Source organism: Intrasporangium sp., assembly GCF_040414665.1.
Classification (GTDB): domain Bacteria; phylum Actinomycetota; class Actinomycetes; order Actinomycetales; family Dermatophilaceae; genus Intrasporangium.
Genome location: NZ_JBEDUL010000103.1, coordinates 1 through 2,862, shown reverse-complemented (window position 1 = coordinate 2,862; position 2,862 = coordinate 1). Strand labels below are relative to the sequence as shown.

2 protein-coding genes and 1 pseudogene are annotated in these 2,862 nt (G+C 62.3%); all 3 read right to left on the bottom strand.

What is annotated here, in order from left to right:
* Window positions 1-239 (bottom strand): annotated as a pseudogene (locus ABF401_RS11205) (type II secretion system F family protein); the annotation flags it as partial.
* Complete coding sequence (locus ABF401_RS11200; RefSeq protein ID WP_353509645.1) at window positions 236-1,624, bottom strand: TadA family conjugal transfer-associated ATPase; 1,389 nt, start codon at window positions 1,622-1,624, stop codon at window positions 236-238. The pseudogene ABF401_RS11205 and the gene ABF401_RS11200, both read right to left, overlap by 4 nt.
* Window positions 1,621-2,790, bottom strand: a complete 1,170-nt coding sequence (locus ABF401_RS11195) for a CpaE/TadZ family protein (protein WP_353509644.1) — start codon at window positions 2,788-2,790, stop codon at window positions 1,621-1,623. The genes ABF401_RS11200 and ABF401_RS11195 overlap by 4 nt, the downstream gene beginning before the upstream one ends.
* Window positions 2,791-2,862: the final 72 nt, after the last annotated feature.

Here is a 2,862-nt window from a genome sequence, read left to right as displayed (position 1 = left end):
GTCGCCTTGGAAACTGACACCTCGACGGGAGTTTCATCCACGGAAGCCACCAGGGTCGCCTGATCGACCTGAACAGCGTTGGCGCTGCGAAAGGTGAGGACTCCAGTCACTCCAGCGGCAGTCGACTTGACGTCGCTCAGAGAGGCATCGACAGCAGCCAAAGCTGAGGATGGTGCGAGAAGAAGCAGGAGGGCGCCTCCAGCGAGAGCAGCCACCAATCGACGGATGAACAGAATCACAGCCCCAGCCTTGCGAAGAGCTGGTTGGGCAGATCGACACCCACGTCGGCAAGGTCTTGGGCGAACTTGGGTCGGATGCCTGTGGGAACGAGTTCGCCTCGGTAACGTCCGACCTCATCTCGGCCGGCCGAGTAGTCGAACGTGTAGAGGTCTTGAAGTGTGATCACGTCGGACTCCATGCCGACAACCTCTGTGATGGCGACGATGCGTCGTGAACCGTCCTTGAGTCGGCTCTGTTGCACGATCAAGTCGATCGCACTGGCCACTTGCTCTCGAATGGCACGCACCGGTAGCTCCACACCCGCCATGAGGACCATCGTCTCCAGACGTGACAGGCTGTCACGGGGGCTGTTCGCGTGAACGGTCGTCAGGGAGCCGTCGTGACCGGTGTTCATGGCCTGGAGCATGTCGAGTGCTGCACCATCGCGGACCTCGCCGACGATGATGCGGTCCGGGCGCATTCGCAGCGAGTTTCGCACCAGCTCTCGGATCGCGATGGCGCCGCGGCCCTCGATGTTCGGCGGGCGCGACTCCAGCCTCAGCACGTGGTCCTGATGGAGCTGGAGCTCCGCAGCATCCTCAATCGTGATGATCCTCTCGTCCCCAGGGAGGAAAGAACTCAGCACGTTGAGGGTCGTCGTCTTTCCGGACCCGGTGCCTCCAGAGATGATGATGTTGCGGCGACCGCGAACGCAGCTCTCGAGAAAGTCTCGAACCCGAGGAGACATGGTGCCGAAAGAGATCAGGTCACGATCGGTAAAGGGATCCGCTGCAAACTTCCGGATGGTCAGGAGCGACCCATCAAGAGCGATCGGCGGAAGAACGGCGTTCACGCGAGAGCCATCTGGGAGGCGCGCGTCGACCATCGGACTGGACTCATCGACACGCCTGCCCACGCGGGACACGATCTTGTCAATCGTTCGCCGCAGATGCGCATCATCCGAGAACCGGGCGTCGACCGGGAAGATCCTGCCCTCGCGCTCGATGTAGATGTCATCAGGACCATTGACCATGATCTCGGTGACGTCCTGGTCGCGCAGGAAGGGCTCAAGGGGCCCGTGACCCAAGATGTCATCAGAGACGTCCTGGGCAATACGCGTTCGGTCTGCCAGAGAGAGCGGTGTCTGCTCCGAGTCGATCACGTCCTGGAGCGTCATCCGGACTTGCGATGCGAGTTCCGACTCGGCCAGGTGAGGATCGTAGAGACGCGGGCCAAGCGACTCGACCAGGGCCTGGTGAACACGATCCTTTACCCCGGCGAACGGATCAACACCCCGCCGGTTTCGGCGCTGCGCTCGCTCGTGATCGAACGTCGGTGTCTGATCGTGGACCGGGTAAATCTGGGCACGCCGGGCTGCGTCAAGTCGGTCGGCGAGACTGCTCATTTCTTGCTCCTCAACAGACCAAGCCCACGCTTGGCTCCGTTCTCGACCTGCTCGCCAAAGCGCATCCGAATCTCGCGATCAGCGATATCGCGAATGGCCACAGACACCGGCGAACGTGGCTCGTCCAGCACCAGTGCCACTCCCCGGTTGACCGACGACGGTACGGATTGGCTGCTCGGCACCTGCGCCCTGATCTCGTACTTCAGTGCAACTTCGACATCGTCGGCCTTGAGCCCGACCTTTGCATCAGACCTGTTGAGCACGATCACTCGGCCATCGTTGGACGCGCCGAGCGTGTCCAAGGTATTCATGGCGACCCGAAGATTCTTGACCGCTGGGATGTCGAGGGTGGCGACCAGCATTGTCAGATCGCTCAGATCACACGCTGTTAGAACGTGCTCGGTCAGGTTCGGCGGTGTGTCGACAATAACGTAGGCATACATTCCGCGAGCAACGCGCAGCAGTTCCTCCACCACGGCCGCGGGAACCCGATCGGCCACCCCCGGATCGGACGGAGCGGCGATGAGGTCGAGGCCACTGTCCTCGTGACGCGTCACGACCGAGTGCACGCCCTGCTCGTCGAGGTGTCCGCGCATGCTTACGAGGTCGCCGATGTCGTGGGCGGGCACGGCTTGGAGGCTGATGGCCACATCGCCGAACATGAGGTCGAGATCGATGAGCAGGGTCTGCGCGCCGGTCGATGCGAGGTACGTCGCCAGGTTCGTCGCCAATGTCGTCTTGCCGACGCCCCCCTTGGCTGAGAAGACCGTGATGACCTTGCCCTCACCGCTCCCTCCGGAATGCGAATGGCCGGACAACTGGGCAGTGAGCTCCAGACTGCGCTTGATCGCGTCACTCAGCGCCGTTTGGTCGCCTACTTGGACCACTTCGCGCACACCACTCCGGAGCGCTTGGGCCAGTGTCGTCACGTCCACCCGATGCCGCAGCAGGATGACGCCCAACTCGGGACGGTCAATGCGCTCAAGCTCGGCCAGCGAACATGCCGCTTCGAGCGCGATATCGGGCCCGATGACGACGAGGGGATGGTTGCCTTCCTGAAGCGCCTTTCCGACCTGTCCGGCAGCAAAGATCTGCACCGTGTCCGGGCCGAGGGCGAAGCCGTAGGCGTGCGAAGCCCTCGGATCCAGGTCCCACAGGATGGTCACTGTTGGACCTGCCTGAGGAGCGCCTTGTAGTCGTAGTCAAAGATCTGCATGTCGTCAGTGTGACCGTCCGGC